This is a genomic window from Streptomyces sp. NBC_01320, from assembly GCF_035974375.1.
In the GTDB taxonomy this organism is placed as follows: Bacteria; Actinomycetota; Actinomycetes; order Streptomycetales; family Streptomycetaceae; genus Streptomyces; species Streptomyces yanii.
In genome coordinates, this window is record NZ_CP108390.1 from 539,267 (window position 1) to 556,161 (window position 16,895).

Below are 16,895 nucleotides of genomic sequence, written 5' to 3' on the forward strand. Positions count from 1 at the left end.
CAGGACGATGACCCCGGCCCCGGGCGAGCCCGGCAGGCTCACCAAAACAGTCGACACGGGGTACCGCACCGGCCGCGCCGGATGCCCAGGAGCAGACCACCAGGGCCGGTGACGCAGGTTTCGCCCCACGGCCGCAGCGCCGCAGGAAAAGGGACCGCAGATCCAAGCCCTTGCCGCCAGGGCGATCCCCCGCGCCGGGCCCGGCCGCCCTGCCCCCTGATACGGAAGAAACTGCGCGCTCTTGACCGTGAGCGCGTCCCTTGCGGCCGCCCGGCCGCCACCGGGACGACCCCGCCACAACCACCGGGCACCTCGGCCCGCGGACCCTGGAACAAAGCCCGCAGGACCATGGCCGACCGGGTCCACCCAGCGCGACACGCGGGGGACTCGGCAAACACTTAGTATGGCCTAGCAGGTGTTATGGGACACCGGGCGTGAGCCGCACACATGGTGCGGCCGCCCGGGACCGGGCACCCGCCGCGACGCCCCCCATGCCGGAAACCCCGGCCCGATTCCGACGGGCCGGGATTTCCATGCGCAGGAGGCCCGGCTACCACCTGTCGCGGTAGTTGTCGACAACCCGGAAGCTCCCCACGACACCGTGCTTGACCCACACGCCCCCGCGGACGAAACGAGTGAAGACACCGTTACTGGTGCTCCAGGGACCGACCGTCGCGACCGGGGACCCGTCGTCGCAGGTGACCCCGCTGAAGACCTCAACGGTCTTGCGACTGTCGTTACGGACGTTGAAGCTCCGCGAGCCCAGACCGCTGACCACGGTGATACAGCCGTCCGTGTGAGCGGAATACGTCCGCTCGTTGAATTGGATCCGTCCCTCCCTGTAGCCATAGTCGTCGTCGTAGTCACCCCCACGGCCATCACCCCGGCCATTGCCACCGCCGTAACCACGGCCATCACCCCGGCCGCTGTCACCGCCGTCACCCCGGCCGTTGTCACCGCCGTAACCACGGCCGTTGTCACCGCCGTAACCACGGCCGTTGTCACCGCCGTTGTCACGGCCATTACCCCGGCCGTTGTCACGGCCGTTGTCACGGCCCTCGTTCCCCCTGCCATTCCCGCCGCCCTCATCACCAAAGGCAACCGCGGCGGGAGCAGCCTGCTGGACGAACGGGGCGACCTGGGTGGACCCGGCCGCCGAAGCATAGGTAATGCCGGTGGTGGCGAGGACCGCTGCGCCTACTGCCGCGGCGGCCACGGCCACGGTACGCGTGGTCATGTCACTTCTTCCTGTCTCAGAGACGCCGTCGACCGGACAGCCGACCTGAGACGAACGTACTGACGACCCCAATAGCTGTCATATCGGAAATACCGAAAGTGTGACCCCAGAGAGCCGACCGGGTGTACACACAGCACCCACCACACACCCCACCACTACCTGATAGACCATCAAAAAGTAGGACAGTAAGCATGCCTGGCACATCATTAGGCCCACCGGGCGACACACTGACACCCAGTCACCCTGTCAGCAGCAGACCACCGAACCCAACACACCAAAAACCACAACCACCCCCGCCACCCCGAACACCCTCCACGAACACCCCCCCACCCTGAACACTCGACTTTCGTCGTTCTGACCAACTGTCAGATAGGTAGCTCGCACGGGTGACCTGTGGCCATCGGCCCGGCCGGGAGGCAGACGCCAAGGAAGCATCGGCGGTGCTTATGTCGCCTGCTGTGAGGGACCCGCCGATGCTTCCGGATCCGACCGTACCCGCATCTCTGCTCGCTGTGCTGGGCGCTTTGCGCGGCAGTTTCACCTCGCCGACCTTCTCCACGTTCGCCGCGCTGGTCACTGGGCTGATCGCGAACACCGGTCGGGGCACGGTCACCGGGATGCTGCTGGGCGCGGGGTTGACCCGTTGCTGGTCCCATGACCGGGCCCACTCCTTCTTCGCCCGCGCCCGCTGGGAGCCGCAGACGCTGGGCGCGTCGCTGTCCCACCTTGTGGTGCGCTCTGTGGTGCCCGACGGCACCCCGCTGACGGTGGCGGTGGACGACACGCTGTTCAAACGGCGTGGGAAGAAGGTCTTCGGCGCCGCCTGGCAGCACGACGGCTCCGCCGCCGGCCGCGACGGGATCGGCTACGGCACCTGCTTCGTCGTCCTCGGCCTGATCGTGGACCTGCCGTTCCTGCCCCGTCCGGTGTGCCTGCCGGTGGCCGCCCGGCTGCACCGCCCGAAAGGCGAGCAGACCAAGGTCGAACTGGCCGCTTCCATGATCCGATTCCTGGCCGCCTGCCACTGGAGCCGACGTATCGATGTGGTCGCGGATGCCGCCTACCACGGCAAGGCGCTGCGTGACCTGCCCGTATCTGTCACCTTCACTACCCGGCTGCCGTCCCACGCGGTGCTCTACCGCCTTGCCCCACCGCCGACCGGACGGCGCGGTAGGCCCCGCCTGAAAGGCGACAGGCTCGGCACTCCGGCCGAGCTGGCCGCCACGCTGGCGTTCACCCCGCAGGCCGTGACCCGCTACGGCCGCACCGAGACCGTGTTCACCGCCGAGACCACCTGCCTGTGGTACGGCTCCTTCCACACCCAAACGGTGAAGGTGCTGCTGCTCCGCGAGGATGCCATCGACACCGGCTACGACCTGGCGTTGATCTCCACCGACCTGACCGCGCTCGGCCGGGCAACTGGTGGCCCGGTATGCCGCGCGATGGTCGATCGAGGTGACCTTCGGCGAAGCCCGCGGCATCCTCGGCGTCGGCCAGGCCCACCACCGGACCCGGCGCGCGGTCCAGCGAGGGGTTCCGTTCGGCCTGTACTGCTACACGATCACCGTGGTCTGGTACGCGCTGCACGGCCACCACCCCCAGGACGCGGCCGAGCACCGGGCACGGGCCCCGTGGTACCTCACCAAGACGCACCCGGCGTTCTCCGACATGACCGCCAAGCTCCGCCGAACGATCATCGCGGCCCGATTTATGCCCATCGACGCCGGTCAGCCCACAGATACCGAAATCCGCGCCGTGCAAGAGGCATGGGCCGCAGCCAGCGCACACCTGGCATGACGATCAATCAGAACGTCGAAAGTCGAGTGAACAACCATCACCGAAAAACACCCCCACCCAAACCACACCCACCACCAGACACCAACCCCGACCTCAACGACACCCACCACCAGACACCGACCCCACCCTGAAAGACGCCCACCACCAGATACCAACCCCGACCTGAATCCTCGTCACCGCGGCCGACCGTGCACCGCCTTGACCACTCCAACAACCGACCACAGCCACGTGGAACACGATGACAACACCGGCAAGCCGGACACCCCCCGCCCGGACCTCTCACCACCCGACCTGCCACAGCACGCTCACCCGCCCCACCCGCCAGCACAGGCCAGCAGCAAAGCACCCGGCAGATCACTCACACGCCAGACCAGGCGCACCCAGGGACCGCCGATGGCACGGCACTCTTCCGGGGCGACCGGTACGGCTCTCCCCCACCCCGGTTGACCTGGTGCAGGGCGTGCTGCACGTCCGGCTGCAGCGACATCCACACCACCCCCGCAGCCGAACGACAGGTCAGCGACCGCACACACGATCATCCCGCACCCAAGGTCCCCAGAGCATCATCACGAACATGGTGACGGTGACCGCGGCCAGCAGCCACCCAAGGGCGCGGGTGGCGCGCAGGCCGTAGCCGGACACGGCCCAGTACTCGTTGAGCAGGCCGCGCTCGGCCCAGTCGGTGCCGGTGTCGGCTCTGCGCATCTCTATCTCGCCGTAGTAGAAGTCGGCGGTGCCGGGTTCGTTGCTGGAATCCTCATAGGACTTGCGTATCGCCCGGTACACCGCCGTCAGCGCCCGCGGCCCGACGACGTCGACTCCGGACGGAGCAGCCGCCCGCGCTGCGGGACCTGAACCGCCTGGAGCTGGCTGGGGAGTCGGTTCGCGCGGCGCTGGAGGCACTGGTCGTGGTCGCCCCGTCCTGGCCGGCCGGGGCCGTGGCCGTACCTGAGCTCGCCCTGCGCTCCAGGGAGCGCGTCAACAGCTGGAAGCTGCCGTCCTCACAGGCCAAGCGGGACCGGCGGGCCACCGTGTTCGGGCAGGACCCCGTCGCCCTGCTGAGGGCGGTGTAGGCGCCTGGCGCCCCGGAGGCGCTGCTTACGGTGTCGTGCGCGACTGAGGTTGGGGCGTGTTGGCCTGGCGGGTTGGCTGATGGGTGATTACCGCTCTGCGGTGCGGTCGGAGACGAGGCCGGCGATGGCCAGATGGGTCTCGGTGTAGTACTCACGGCGGCCGAGGTACCGCTGGAGGGGCCTCCACTGCTTGTGCTCGGCGTTGGCGTGCTCGACGCATATCCGCTCCGAGGATTGCTTCTTGCGGGCCTCCTCCCAGACGGTCACCTCCGCGGCCGACGCGTCCTTGGCGGGCTTCTTCGGCGGCGCCTGGACCTGGCCGGGAAACCGTTTGGCCAGGCCCCGGTATCCGGCATCCACCTTGGCCTTGACCTGCGGGTACTGCTCGAAGAGGGCCTCGATCCCCTCGGTCTTGACCGCCGTCTGATCATGCATACGGCCCGGCCGGACCGCGCCGGTCCACAGAGTGCGGCCCTGTCCGTCGGTGATGACGGTGGCCTTCTTGGTGTTCTGCCGCATCTTGCCGGACACGAACGCACGCCGGCCGGGGCGGCGCGCCTTCGGACGCCGGACCCGAACCTCGGTGCCGTCCAGGCGCAGCTCAACACCCTTCGCGGTGGCGTAGGCGAAGACATCGGCCAGCGTGTGCAGACGCAGTCCCGCCTCGCCGGGGACCGCGAAGCCCCGCGCCGCCAGGAGCGGACGGATCTCATGGACGGCCCGCGTGACGGTGGAGCGGTCCACGCCGTAGAAGACGGCGAGGGCGGCGTGCGGAAGCTGGAACCGCAGGATCACCAGGGTCGCGATCACCCGGTCGGTGAAGACCAGTTGATGGCTGGGTCCGCCACCTTCGGCGCGCAGACGCTCATGGCCTCGGCGTTCGCCCAGCCGGGACTCTTCCCGCGCCATCCACGGGCTGGCCAACTCGGCGATGAGCGCCCCGAGTCGACGCCTCGAGATGCCCGTGCAGATACGATGCGAGAGAGCCGTACGGGCCAAGGATCGCTTCACAACCATCCCAACCCGTACGGCTCTCCTCACGTTCCCGACCAGCCGAAACCGCTGTCGTACACCACGCCGTTACCCTGGAGCCGGTCGCGCTCCTGCGGCGGATCACGGTGCAGACCCACTTGGTCGCCACCGACTCCCGGGGAGGGGAGGTGATCCGCATGCGGGAGGCCGAGCAGGGCGGCGTCCCACCCGGCCATCTGCGCCTTGCCTCCCCGTACGGCCCGGAAGCGCGCTGGGCGGCGAAAGGCGAGGACCTGTTCTGGTGCGGCGTCCGATCATGCGGCCGAGCGCTCACCGTGCGGGCGTCGACGCAGAGTCGAGACGAGAACGGCGGGTGGCTGGTAGGCCATATCGAGGGTGCCGACGTCGGTGCCCGGCGGCACGATCTTGTCGATCTGGTCCAGGACGTCGTCGCCAACGGCGGCCTCGACGCCGGCGAGCAGGTCATCGAGTTGCTCCATTGTCCGCGGACCAATAAGTGCGGAGGTGACCCCCGGGTGGGTGAGGACGAACGCCATCGCCAGGTGGGTCAGCGGCAGTCCCACCTCGTCGGCGAGCGGGATCAGCTGCTCCACGACATCGAGGCGTTGGTCGTCCTTGAGCTGCTGGAAACCGTACCGCGACCGATGCGTGGCAGCCTGCTCTCCCTTGCGGTACCGACCGGTGAGCATCCCGCCACCGAGCGGGGACCAGACCAGTGTGCCCATGCCGAACTCCTGCGCGACCGGGAGCACCGCGTGGGACGGCAGCCGGGTAGTGAAGGTGACAGATACGGGCAGGTCACGCAGCGCCTTGCCGTGGTAGGCGGCATCCGCGACCACATCGATACGTCGGCTCCAGTGGCAGGCGGCCAGGAATCGGATCATGGAAGCGGCCAGTTCGACCTTGGTCTGCTCGCCTTTCGGGCGGTGCAGCCGGGCGGCCACCGGCAGGCACACCGGACGGGGCAGGAACGGCAGGTCCACGATCAGGCCGAGGACGACGAAGCAGGTGCCGTAGCCGATCCCGTCGCGGCCGGCGGCGGAGCCGTCGTGCTGCCAGGCGGCGCCGAAGACCTTCTTCCCACGCCGTTTGAACAGCGTGTCGTCCACCGCCACCGTCAGCGGGGTGCCGTCGGGCACCACAGAGCGCACCACAAGGTGGGACAGCGACGCGCCCAGCGTCTGCGGCTCCCAGCGGGCGCGGGCGAAGAAGGAGTGGGCCCGGTCATGGGACCAGCAACGGGTCAACCCCGCGCCCAGCAGCATCCCGGTGACCGTGCCCCGACCGGTGTTCGCGATCAGCCCAGTGACCAGCGCGGCGAACGTGGAGAAGGTCGGCGAGGTGAAACTGCCGCGCAAAGCGCCCAGCACAGCGAGCAGAGATGCGGGTACGGTCGGATCCGGAAGCATCGGCGGGTCCCTCACAGCAGGCGACATAAGCACCGCCGATGCTTCCTTGGCGTCTGCCTCCCGGCCGGGCCGATGGCCACAGGTCACCCGTGCGAGCTACCTATCTGACAGTTGGTCAGAACGACGAAAGTCGAGGTGGCCTGACCGATGATTTTTCCGCGCCGTGCTGGTCTGTACGTCGAATACCGACTCACGGGAGGCTGACGCCATGCGGAAACTGACCTTTGCCATGAACATGAGCCTGGACGGCTACATCGCCGCGCCCGGCGACGACCTCGGCTGGAGCGTGCCGAGCGACGAGCTGTTCCAGTGGTGGTCCGACCGGGTGGACGCGACGGGCCTGGCGCTGTACGGGCGCAAGCTGTGGGAGACGATGAGCTCCCACTGGCCGACCGCCGACAAGCAGCCGGGTGCCACACCGGCGGCGATCGAGTACGCCGGCCGCTGGCGGGACATGCCGAAGGTGGTGTTCTCCTCTACGACCAGCACGGTCGACTGGAACACCCGTTTGGTCACCGGCGACGCAGTCACCGAGATCACCAGGCTCAAGGCCGACGACGGCGGCCCCATGGACATCGGCGGTGCCACACTCGCCGGTGCGGCCATGCGGGCCGGGCTGATCGACGAGTACGCGATCGTCACCCATCCGGTCCTGGTGGGCGGCGGCACGCCGTTCTTCACAGCCCTGGACAAATGGGTGAACCTGAGCCTGGTGGAGACCCGGACGTTTCCCGACGGCGTGGTGCTGACCAGGTACGAGACCAAGCGCTGAGCGCTCGACGTCGGATCGGCGCGGGCTTCGGGCCACCCAAGGACTCGTTGCCCCTTTGGCGCGTACCTCGGTCACACCCCTCTTTCGTCGGCAACCCGCTCGAGCGCGAAGGCCCGGCTGGCGCGTCGGCCGACGACGCCTTGTGATGCTCCAGAGCGTTCAAGCCGCGGCCGCCCAACATGCCTCACCCACGGTCCGTGCTCCCGGAGCTGGTGGGGTCAGTACGGGTCGGTGGCCAGCACGGCCTGGCGCCCTCTTTACGGTGCGTGACGCTTACCCCAATATCAGTTATCACAGTGGATTCTGGGGTGGGGGAGGAAGCCATGGCAACGGGTACGGACAAGGACTATTGGGCCTCGCAGGCGCTGCCGAGTGTTCTCAAGCACAAGTTGCTGGGCCAGTACTGTTCTCGACAGGGTGAAGTAGATCCGGTGGGTCGGTCGGATGGGGAGCCACAGTTCGGGCAACGGGATTGGGAGCCACCCGGTCTGAAATGGGGTGTGTGGGCTGTTTGGCCGGTCACGCTGTGATTCTTTGATCACGGTCGTGACTCTGCTGCGCAATTCGCGGGACCTGCGGTTCCAGCCGTTTCCAGCGGCCTGAGACCAGGCATCGCCGCAGGTCACATCCGCCCGAGCGATGCCTGCCCGGAATTGCGCAGCAGAGTCGGTCGTGTCAGGAGCCCGTGGGTGTACAGGTCGCGTGAGTGGATCTTTGAGCGGATCCTCTCTGAATCCGGCTCTGACCGGAATTGCGTGACAGCTCAGCCCGGTGACCAACTCCGTTGGTCGCCCAGGGACCGCGGTTCTAATCTGACGAGGTGATGAAACCGGAGGGGAGACTGGTGCCGCGCCCGAGCGCGCGCGTGGTGTTGCTGGACGACGCTAATCGGCTACTGCTGTTCTCCGCCCTGAACAAGGGGGACGGTTCCGTCCGGTGGTTCACCCCTGGAGGCGGGCTCAAGCCAGGCGAAAGCCACGAGCAGGCAGCCCTGCGGGAGTTGCAGGAGGAAACCGGGCTGACGAACCTCTTGCTGGGTCCGGAGATTTGGCGAGGGCGTCCGTGGACAGCGGTCCGGGGCAGCGTCGCTTATGAGGTTCGCCAGCGCTACTACATGGCCCGGGTGCCTGCGTTCCAGGTCGATACCTCGGCTTTCGAGGAGATCGAGAAGGCCGCGATCACCGGGCACCGCTGGTGGACCGTAGCGGAACTGGCCGCGACGTCGGATGTGTTGCGGCCGGCTGAGCTGCCGAAACTGTTGGCGTCCTTGCTGACCGACGGCCCACCGGACCGACCGATCCCCGTAGACGGCTGAGCGCGCATCCCCGACCGTGGATCTGGGTGCCTCCCAAACCCAAACCCGTGAACAACCGACGGCGCTACTCGTGAATAAAGCCACCTTCCCGGCCGGCCTGGACGGCGTCGTCCCCGTGCGACCCCGCCGCCTACGCCACGGGACCGAGGTCGCCTTCGATGACAGTCCGGATGATCAGGGGCCGGTCCCAGAGGGCGAGGAGTTCGTTGGCGAGGTCCGCGACGGCCAGGGGGTCCTCGTCGTGGCGCACCTTGATGGCGGCAGCCGACAGGCTGCGCGGGACTGCTTTGGCATCGAGGAGGACGCGCCACTCCTGCGGCCCGAGCTCCAGGTACTCCAGCCCGGTGAGCTCGGCGATTTCCAGTACGTCGGCGAGCGTGCCGGGGTAGGCGGTGAGGGTCCGCAGCCGCGGCAGCCCGGTCAAGGGCGCGAGGCTGAGCGGCGGACCGTCCCACACGCCGATGGCCAGAACTTCCAGGCCGGGGTGGACGGCGGCCTCAATGCTCCGCAGGCTCGATGCGTTGACCCAAGCCACGGCCGGTGGCCGCCGAACCTCCTCGCTACTGGGTTCCGCGCTGGGCCGGTCCAGGACCAGGTCGGTGAGGGAGTCGGCGACGAGTCCGGCGCCGACGTTCTCTTCGTGGGAGAGGATGATGACCTGTCCGGTGTGTCCGCGGGGGCCGGGAGTCAGATCGACGGCCAGCCGGTCGCCGCCTCCGTTGTCACCGAAGACGATCCAGCCCGGTGAGCCGACCAGCCCCTGCACGACGGCGTCGGGCCGGATGTCGACCGCATCCATCGCCGCGAACTGCCAGGGGCAGTAGCGGGTCGCCGCCTCGGCAACGTACAGGTCGTCCAAGCCGAAGAGTTCGCAGCGGACCGCCTCGGAATGGCGGCGTGCCGCCTCGTAGTCGCCGCGCCAGTCCTCCCAGTTCGCCCGTGTCACCCGGTAGAGCGCTTTGAGCTCGTCGGGTAGGGCGACGCCCAGGCGCACCTCCGCCGCGGCGATCTCGGCTTCCGTGGCACCGACGGTGCCGGGCAGCCGTTCGCGGAGCGTCTGCTCCAGCACCGCCGGGTCCGCCGACGGCGCCGGCGCCGCCCTTGGCACCGGATCGGGAAGGCGATGCCAGGGCTCGGGAAGCGAGTCCTCGACCAGGACGAGCGCCCCAGGATGCGGGCCGATGCCCGACTCCACGGCTGGGCTGGGCTCGAGCAGGTGAAGCAGAGTCCTCCCCGCCGGCTCGATCTCCACCGCAAACGAAACGGCGTCGACGCCGTCCTTCGCCAGAGCGCTGCGCACCCGCTCCACGGCATCGTGCTCGTCCCGAATGTCCTCCAGCTGGGCGGCTCGGCCAAGCGGCGGCAACCGTCGTTTCAGGGGCACGCTCCATCCCCCCTGGCCGATACGGCCCGCCACGCGACCGCCCGGGACCGAGAGGCGCTCCGCATGTTCTGCCCGCAGGAGCCGCAGTACGGGCTCCCATGTCGCAAAGTCGTGAATCGAGGGAGTGGGGTTCCGTTGATCATCCATGCGCAGACCGTACGCGGGGCCGCTGACACCCGATCCCGTCGGCCCCTCACACCGTCCGGGCCAACAACGCGGGCGCGTCCGGTCGGCGGCCTGCTGGTCCAGCGCGTAGGCGGCCCGCTCCCCCGGCGGGTGCCCCTGCCTGTCTTCGTAGTCGGCCTCGAGGACGGACATCACGTCCGCGATCTGCTGACGGCGGGTCGACTGCCAGCCGATCAGCCGCTGGTCGATGCCCGCGATCTCCATGACCGGTCTTTTGCCGAACGTCACCTCGCGTGGCTCCCACGCCCACCCGAGCCGGGCGGAGACCTCCTCCATGAAGGTCAGGGTGTAAAGCGTGCCGGCCGCCACGATGTTGTCGCGGAGGTCGTCGGTGGACACGTTCCCCCACTTCCCGTCCGGCCGCCGCGCCTTGATCGAAACTTCGGCGTGGTCATGGAGCAGCGGCTTTCCGGCTCTCGACTCGTAGTGCCGGAAGACCGCGATGATCAGCCCGTCCTTCACCGGGGCGCGGTGCTTGCCACCGCTGCCCCAGCGGATCTGCGCGACCGACTCCTCCATCCGCGCCAGCGTCTTGTCCCGGGCGATGTCCTGGCACAGCTCCAGCACCCGGCGGGTCTCGTCATCAACCAGTGCCCACGCGGACTGAGCAGTTGAGGGCGCCCGGAACACCAGGTCCATCGCGAGCCACGGCGACTCGATGTGCGGCCCCTTGATGTGCTCGATGGGCCGCCCCAGCACCGTCGCCCGCCGCGCCTTCACCGGATCGTCACCCGCTTCCAGGAGCTCCGCCTCGATCCGGTCGGCGTCCGGGTGCCGGCCTTCCCCCAGGAGCAGTTCGGCCTGCCGCTCGGTCATCTCGTCCCCAGCCGTGAGACCGAGCGCGGCAAGTCCCCGCCCCGTCCAGAACCCGGGCGGCCGCGTAGTCGGTGGTGAGGGTGTGGTCGGCCGCCTGCAGGGCCTGGTGCAGGGCGGCGGGCAGGTGGGGACGGTGGCAGACCAAATGGCCGGGCCTTCGTTCGTCAACCCGGTGAACCCCATTCACGTCACATCGACCCGCGGGAACCCGGCGGCCACGTCCTCCGTCAAGCAGGACGCCATAGAAGATGTGTTCGGGACTTGGGGTTCTCGTGGACAAGAAAATCGCGGGGCTGGCGCTCACCGGCGTTCTCCTCATATCGGGCTGTTCGTCGCGCGTCCAGGCGGCAGGGCCTGCCGCTTCGAACTCCGTTCGTCCGCCGGCGGCGTCCCCCCGGGCGGGCGGCAATGCGCCCGTCGCGGACGCCGCGCACGAGGCCGCGGCCTTCCGCGCCTGGGGCCTCAAGCCACTTGCCGCGCCGCCCGCCCCTCCGAAGGTCAAGCCGGTAAAGCGCCGGGCGGGCGAACCGGTGCCGGTCATCAGCGACATACCCACCAGGGACAAGGTCGTCTTCATCACCTTCGACGACGGCGCCGAGAAGGACCCCGGGTTCGTGAAAATGATGCGCGAACTGAAGGTCCCCTTCACGATGTTCCTGACCGACTCGGCCATCAGCGCCGACTACGGCTACTTCAAGCCACTGCAACAGTTCGGGAACACGATTCAGAACCACACGCTGTCCCATCCCGATCTGCGCACCAAGGGCGCTGCCGCGCAGCGCGAGGAGATCTGCGGCCAGCAGACCAGGCTCGGCAAGGAGTACGGAACCATCCCGCGTCTGTTGCGGCCGCCCTACGGCAACTGGAACGAGAACACCCGCATCGCCGCGGGGCAGTGCGGAGTCGAGGTGATCGTGCTGTGGCGCGAGTCCATGCAGATCACCAACATGCAGTACCAGCGTGCCGACAAGAAGCTCCACCCCGGCGACATCATCCTGGCCCACTTCCGTGGGCCCGAAGAGCTCAAGGGCCACTCGATGACCGAGATGACGGCAAACATGCTGCGCCACATCCAGGAGCAGGGCTTTGCGGTGGCGCGCCTGGAGGACTACCTCTGACGCGCGGACGGGTCGGTTCCAAGGTCATCGACGTACCGTGGCCTTCGGTTTGCCGGCCCCAAGGCGCGCACCGAAGGTGCACTGGGTCGCTGACCTGCGGTCCGGATCGGTTATCAGTGGTCTCATTCCGAAGTCGTCACCCCGTCATTGATGCGCACGGGCTCGGGGTCTGGCACGTGAGAGCCCCATCCTGTCCCGCTCGAAAATACGATTTCGCGGCTGTGGCCTGCACGTTTGCTGATCCTGGCGACAAGGCCTCGACTGGCCTGCGACGATCTGCGGATGTCGCTGTCGGTCGTCGCCACGCTCGTCCGGAATCTGATCACCGTGCCCGCTGCCGTACTGCGCAGCCGTATGGCCAAGGATGCGGAAGTTCTCGCGCTCCGGCATGAGAACGCGGTGCTGCGCCGGCAGATCGCCCGGGTCTGCTACGAGCCCGCCGACCGGATCTGGCTCGCCGCACTCTCCCGGCTGATCCCGCGCGAACGCCGGCGCCAGGTCTTCGCGGTCACCCCCACCACATTGCTGGCCTGGCACCGTCAATTCCTCGCCCGCAAGTGGGCGTTCACCCAACGCCGCCGCCCCGGCCGACCCTCCACCGCGCCCGCCGTCAAGCAGCTCATTCTGCGCCTGGCCCGCGAGAACCGCACCTGGGGCCACCGCCGGATTCAGGGCGAACTCGCCCGCCTGGGCTACGCGATCGCCCCGTCCACAGTCCGGGAGATCCTGCATGCCGCCGGCATCGACCCCGCCCCGCAGCGCTCCGGGCCGACCTGGCGCCAGTTCCTCACCGCCCAGGCCCACAGCATCATCGCCGCCGACTTCCTCCACCTCGACACCGTGTCACTCAAGCGCCTCTACGCCCTGGTCGTCATCGAGCACGGCACCCGGCGCCTCCACCTCGCCGGCGTCACCGCCCATCCCACCGCGCAATGAACCGTCCAGCAGGCCAGGAACCCCGCCGTGATCCCGGACCGCCCCATCGACTCGCTGCGATTCCTCCTCCGGGACCGGGACAGCAAGTACACCCGTGCCTTCGACGCCGTCCTCGAGGCCGACGGCGTGGAGATTCTGCTCAGCCCACCACGGGCACCCAAAGCGAACGCGATCTGCGAGCGAGTCGTGGGCACCCTCCGCCGCGAGCTCCTCGACCGCATGCTCATCTACAACGAGACCAACGCCGTGAAAGTACTGACCGAGTACATCCAGCACTACAACGGACACCGTCCCCACCAATCCCGCCAGCAGCTACCCCCGGACAGCGACCAACCGTCCAACCCGGCCGCCATCACCGACCTCCAGACCCACCAGATCCGGCGACAACCCATCCTCAAAGGATTGATCAACCAGTATCACCGCGCCGCCTGACCAAACGACACCACCGCAGCTCACAGCACCGAATCGTATTTTCGAGCGGGACAGGCGACAGCCCCAGCGAGAGCTTCGGCGAGCTGCTCGTCGTCGAGGGTGGTGATGTCGTCGGGGAGCTCGAACGGGTCCATCGGGATCTCCTGCGTTCTCAAGGAGACCCGGCCCATAACCAGCAGTCGCACTACGTGGCCAGCATCTTAGCTGGCCGTCGGCTGCACGCGCCGGGCATGAACCTGCGATGGCTGAGCGGCCACCACCCCAGCGGGCCCGAACAGGGCGGTGAATCAGAACGGGGGCTCGTCGTGCCCGGAGCCGCCCCAGTACTCGGGCGGCCGTGGGGCGGGCCGTTGGAGAACGGCCAGGGCGTCCTCGACGCGGCCGAGGTCGATGAGGTACCCGGCCAGGTCGAGCCTGTTCGCGGGGACGTCCTGATCGAGGACGGCAACAGCGTCCTCGGTGCGTCCGGTACCGGCGAGGAGCTCGGCGATGTGCGGCGCCGCGTACCAGGTAGCACCTTCGGGGTGGGAGCAGGCCTGTGCGATCGCTTCGTCGACTCCGCTGCAGGCGGCGATCAGCGGCAGTCGTATCCAGTACAGGTCCCACTCCTCCTCGCCCCCGCGGGCGGCAGCGAGGGCGTCGAGGTACGCCAGGCCATCCTGGGAACGGCCCTGGTCGAGGCACAGGTCGGAGAGAGCATGGAGGACCCAGTCGTCCCCGTTGCGGGCCTCGGCCTGGACGCGCATCACGTCGATCGCTTCGGTTCCCCGGCCGTGCCTGGCCAGGAGCTGCGCGAGTTCGAAGGTCGAGTTGGGATCGCGGGTCGCGGATCCACCGGCCTGCCGGTATGCCGCGATCGCCCCCTCCACGTCGCCGCGCTCCTCCAGCAACCTCGCGAGCCGCTGTACGGCGTACCTTGAGTCATCAGTGGCCGCAGCTGCCCGCAGCTCGTCGAGCCGACCGTGGCGTGCCAGCATTGCGGCCAGTTGCTCAGTGTTGTTGACCAGCGTGGTGCTGCCGGTGCGCAGCAAGGCGATCGCCTCGTCGGTGCGGCCCTGGCGTTCGCGGATTGTGGCGAGGAGCCCGATCGCCATGTCCCGATCGAGGCCTCGGCAGCACCACGGGAAGTCGGAACATCGGTGCTCGGTCCGGGCGGTGAGGAGCGCGGCGGCTTCCTCGTCGCGGCCGGCGGCGGCCGCGACGTCGACCAGCGCCATGGCAAGGAGCAGCTCGCCGATGTGCGGGCGTAGCAAGGTGAACGCTTCCTCGGCGCGGCCGTGCCGGGCGAGCAAACGGATGTAGTACTCCAGTGCCATCGGGTGTCCAGCCTCCATACGGACCCGGATGGTCTCGATCGCCTCGTCGGCGCGGCCCCAACCCTCCAGCAGCTCGGCCGAGGCTACAACGGCCGTCCACCAGCCAGTTGCCAGGTACGGAGCGAGCACCTCCAACGCGTCGGCCTGCCGCCCCTGCTCATCCAGCAACCGCGCCCACGCCAGCGCGCAGAACCATTCCCCGCGCCCGGCCTGCACCTCCACCACGCCGGCGTAGCCGCGTTCGAGCAGCCGCGAGACCAATTCCGGCGGTATGCAGCCGGACCGCGTCCGGGCCCGGTAGTCAAGATCAGTAGCGTCCACGAGCACGCACCCTAGCGTTCGCCCCTGACACCCTTGCCGGCACCACCGGCGGCGTCGAATACAGCACCGTGGGAATAACGTCCCGCCACTCAACTGGGCGACGAACTCCTCCCGGGGCTGGCTGTTTCCTGGGGTACCGCCCCGGGCAGCACCTCTCCGCCACCTCGCTGAGCCGCCGCCTGGCCGCCCACCACATCCCCAACCGGCCGGCCCGCGCCACCGCTCTCGTCGCCCTCGCCCAGGGCCTGCCCCCAGCAGTCCTCGGACCGATGCTCGACCTCCACCCCGTCCCGCCGCCCACTGGCGCCGACGCGCCGCCACCGACTGGACCGCGTACTCCAGGCACGCAGACACGTTGCCCAGTCGGGGCGGTCATGAAGGCTCTGCTACCAGAGCCAGCGGGCAAGGAACTCCGGCCAGATGAAACCTGTGTAACCGGCGAATGCGGGCGGGTCACACTCTTCCAGCTCCACCGCCAGCTCCTCGAGTTCTGCCAAGACGGCGTCCTCCTCGTGGAAGTCCGCGTTGAGCAGCAGGTCACAGGTATCGACGCGCAGCCCATAGTGGTGCAGGCATTGCACCCACAGAACGACGGAAAAGTTGGCGAACCATGCCTCGCCGTCCGGCATCACGTAATACACGAAACCGGTCCCCGGCTCCACGGCCCATGACCAGGTCACGACAAGGCTATTGGCGCCCTGGAGCACCCTTTCCGCCACCAGATAGAGTAGTCGTCCGTCAGCTGTCGGTAGCGTCGGCTCCGCTTCCGCCTGGAAGCACACTCGTGTAATGGGGATGCCGTCGCTGTTGGGGATACCGATGTCGACGAGTGCGGTCTTGTCCGCTTTCGAGATACGCCAGGCAGCCACTGTCTCGTGATCGGCCCGCGCAACGCCTCCCTCACCGGCCCAGTCGACAAGATCGTCGTACGCGAGGCCCTCGTAGAACAGCACGGTCCTCCCTCTCCAGGAGCGCACACTATCGCCCGAACGAGATGCCGAGCACCGCGCGAGGGCCCAGGAATACCGCAAGGTTGAAATGACGCTCCCCGCCAGCTGGGCCCTCGGGCTGGGATGCGAAGCGTCGCGAGCAGCACGCCAACGACCTCGGCTCGGCCCGCAGCCTCGTCGCAGTCACCGCAAAGACGAACAGGTCAAAGGCGGACAAGGACCCGGCACAGTGGCTGCCGCCGGCCGCGTCCGCGAAGTGCACGCACGCCTCCGACTGGACCGCCACGAAGCTCCGCTGGAAGCTCACCGCCGACACCGCGGAGAAGGCCGCGATGACCGAGCTCGCCACGGCCTGCCCCGAGGCCGAACGTTCCTTCTAGGCGGTTGCGGCCCCGTGTGCCTGCGCGGCGAGGGCAGTCACTTCGACGCGCATTCCCTCGATGGCGAGTGCGGTGACTGCGACGCAACAACGCGCCGGATAGGGCTGTGGTACGACCTCGGCGTAAACCTCGTTGAAGATGCCGCGGTCCTCGATGTCAGTGAGGTAGATCGTCAGGTGCAGCAGCCGGCTCAGGTCACTGTTCGCCCGTCTGAGTGCGTTGGCCAAGTTGGTGAGCGTCTGCCTGGTCTGCTCCCGCATGTCGCCCAGTTCGATCGAGCCATCTTCGCGGTCTGGAATCTGGGTGGTGCACACCAGGCCGGCGAAGCAGGTGGCATCGGCGGACAGGGTGTCTTCGGACTCGGCTGCTCCGGCCTCAGTGCGGCGGATCGTGCCAGGACTCATGGTGTTCCGTTCGTCTCGGTACGGGTGGGCGAAATCTTGTCGCGGGATCGGGACCG

Annotated in this window: 14 protein-coding genes and 3 pseudogenes; 7 read left to right on the top strand and 10 right to left on the bottom strand. The window is 68.3% G+C overall.

Features of this window, described 5'->3' with window-relative positions; all coding sequences use genetic code 11:
* Positions 1-550 precede the first annotated feature (550 nt).
* Positions 551-1,237: a hypothetical protein gene (locus OG395_RS02780; RefSeq protein WP_327241437.1), complete on the bottom strand. Its 687-nt coding sequence runs from the start codon at positions 1,235-1,237 to the stop codon at positions 551-553.
* Positions 1,238-1,710: 473 nt separating this feature from the next.
* Here OG395_RS02780 and OG395_RS02785 point away from each other — a divergent pair, with 473 nt between their 5' ends.
* Positions 1,711-3,165, top strand: coding sequence for an IS701 family transposase (locus OG395_RS02785; protein ID WP_327241438.1), 1,455 nt, complete (start codon positions 1,711-1,713; stop codon positions 3,163-3,165).
* A gap of 385 nt (positions 3,166-3,550) precedes the next feature.
* Here the strand turns inward: OG395_RS02785 and OG395_RS02790 are convergent, their stop codons facing one another.
* On the bottom strand, positions 3,551-3,820 hold the full coding sequence (locus tag OG395_RS02790) for a hypothetical protein (RefSeq protein WP_442818501.1): 270 nt from the start codon (positions 3,818-3,820) through the stop codon (positions 3,551-3,553).
* A gap of 122 nt (positions 3,821-3,942) precedes the next feature.
* On the opposite strand from OG395_RS02790, the gene OG395_RS02795 reads away from it, so the two are divergent.
* Entirely contained in the window at positions 3,943-4,107 is a 165-nt protein-coding gene (locus OG395_RS02795; RefSeq protein ID WP_327241439.1) for a hypothetical protein, read from the top strand.
* Between the two features lie 87 nt (positions 4,108-4,194).
* Here OG395_RS02795 and OG395_RS02800 read toward each other — a convergent pair whose 3' ends face one another.
* The 3 genes from OG395_RS02800 to OG395_RS02810 form a co-directional block, all read right to left on the bottom strand.
* On the bottom strand, positions 4,195-5,124 hold the full coding sequence (locus OG395_RS02800) for a transposase family protein (RefSeq protein WP_327241440.1): 930 nt from the start codon (positions 5,122-5,124) through the stop codon (positions 4,195-4,197).
* 20 nt (positions 5,125-5,144) lie between these two features.
* The gene (locus OG395_RS02805; protein ID WP_327241441.1) at positions 5,145-5,315 is read right to left on the bottom strand and encodes a hypothetical protein; all 171 of its coding nucleotides are present in this window, start codon (positions 5,313-5,315) and stop codon (positions 5,145-5,147) included.
* A gap of 78 nt (positions 5,316-5,393) precedes the next feature.
* Positions 5,394-6,509 (bottom strand): aldo/keto reductase, encoded by a 1,116-nt coding sequence (locus OG395_RS02810; protein WP_327241442.1) that lies wholly within the window; start codon positions 6,507-6,509, stop codon positions 5,394-5,396.
* Between the two features lie 208 nt (positions 6,510-6,717).
* Between OG395_RS02810 and OG395_RS02815 the strand changes: the two genes are divergently transcribed.
* A complete protein-coding gene (locus tag OG395_RS02815) occupies positions 6,718-7,281 on the top strand; it encodes a dihydrofolate reductase family protein (RefSeq protein WP_327241443.1) in 564 nt (187 codons plus the stop codon).
* A gap of 823 nt (positions 7,282-8,104) precedes the next feature.
* On the top strand, positions 8,105-8,596 hold the full coding sequence (locus OG395_RS02820; RefSeq protein ID WP_327249236.1) for an NUDIX hydrolase: 492 nt from the start codon (positions 8,105-8,107) through the stop codon (positions 8,594-8,596).
* Between the two features lie 130 nt (positions 8,597-8,726).
* On the opposite strand, the gene OG395_RS02825 is transcribed toward OG395_RS02820, so the two are convergent.
* Together OG395_RS02825 and mobF are read right to left on the bottom strand one after the other, a co-directional pair.
* Positions 8,727-10,127 (bottom strand): SMI1/KNR4 family protein, encoded by a 1,401-nt coding sequence (locus OG395_RS02825; protein ID WP_327249237.1) that lies wholly within the window; start codon positions 10,125-10,127, stop codon positions 8,727-8,729.
* A gap of 69 nt (positions 10,128-10,196) precedes the next feature.
* A pseudogene (gene mobF / locus OG395_RS02830) lies at positions 10,197-11,129 on the bottom strand (MobF family relaxase); the annotation flags it as partial.
* A gap of 101 nt (positions 11,130-11,230) precedes the next feature.
* Between mobF and OG395_RS02835 the strand changes: the two are divergent.
* Both OG395_RS02835 and OG395_RS02840 read left to right on the top strand, forming a co-directional pair.
* Positions 11,231-12,100: a polysaccharide deacetylase family protein gene (locus OG395_RS02835; protein ID WP_327241444.1), complete on the top strand. Its 870-nt coding sequence runs from the start codon at positions 11,231-11,233 to the stop codon at positions 12,098-12,100.
* A gap of 282 nt (positions 12,101-12,382) precedes the next feature.
* Positions 12,383-13,468 (top strand): annotated as a pseudogene (locus OG395_RS02840) (integrase core domain-containing protein).
* A 287-nt stretch (positions 13,469-13,755) separates the two neighbouring features.
* Here the strand turns inward: OG395_RS02840 and OG395_RS02845 are convergent.
* The gene (locus tag OG395_RS02845; RefSeq protein WP_327241445.1) at positions 13,756-15,105 is read right to left on the bottom strand and encodes a tetratricopeptide repeat protein; all 1,350 of its coding nucleotides are present in this window, start codon (positions 15,103-15,105) and stop codon (positions 13,756-13,758) included.
* 386 nt (positions 15,106-15,491) lie between these two features.
* Positions 15,492-16,058 carry an SUKH-4 family immunity protein gene (locus OG395_RS02850; protein ID WP_327241446.1) on the bottom strand — a complete coding sequence of 189 codons (567 nt, stop codon included), beginning with the start codon at positions 16,056-16,058 and terminating at the stop codon, positions 15,492-15,494.
* A 101-nt stretch (positions 16,059-16,159) separates the two neighbouring features.
* Here OG395_RS02850 and OG395_RS02855 point away from each other — a divergent pair.
* Positions 16,160-16,435: pseudogene (locus OG395_RS02855) on the top strand (HNH endonuclease); the annotation flags it as partial.
* On the opposite strand, the gene OG395_RS02860 reads toward OG395_RS02855, so the two are convergent.
* Complete coding sequence (locus OG395_RS02860; RefSeq protein ID WP_327241447.1) at positions 16,432-16,839, bottom strand: RidA family protein; 408 nt, start codon at positions 16,837-16,839, stop codon at positions 16,432-16,434. The pseudogene OG395_RS02855 and the gene OG395_RS02860 sit on opposite strands and share 4 nt — an antisense overlap.
* Positions 16,840-16,895: the final 56 nt, after the last annotated feature.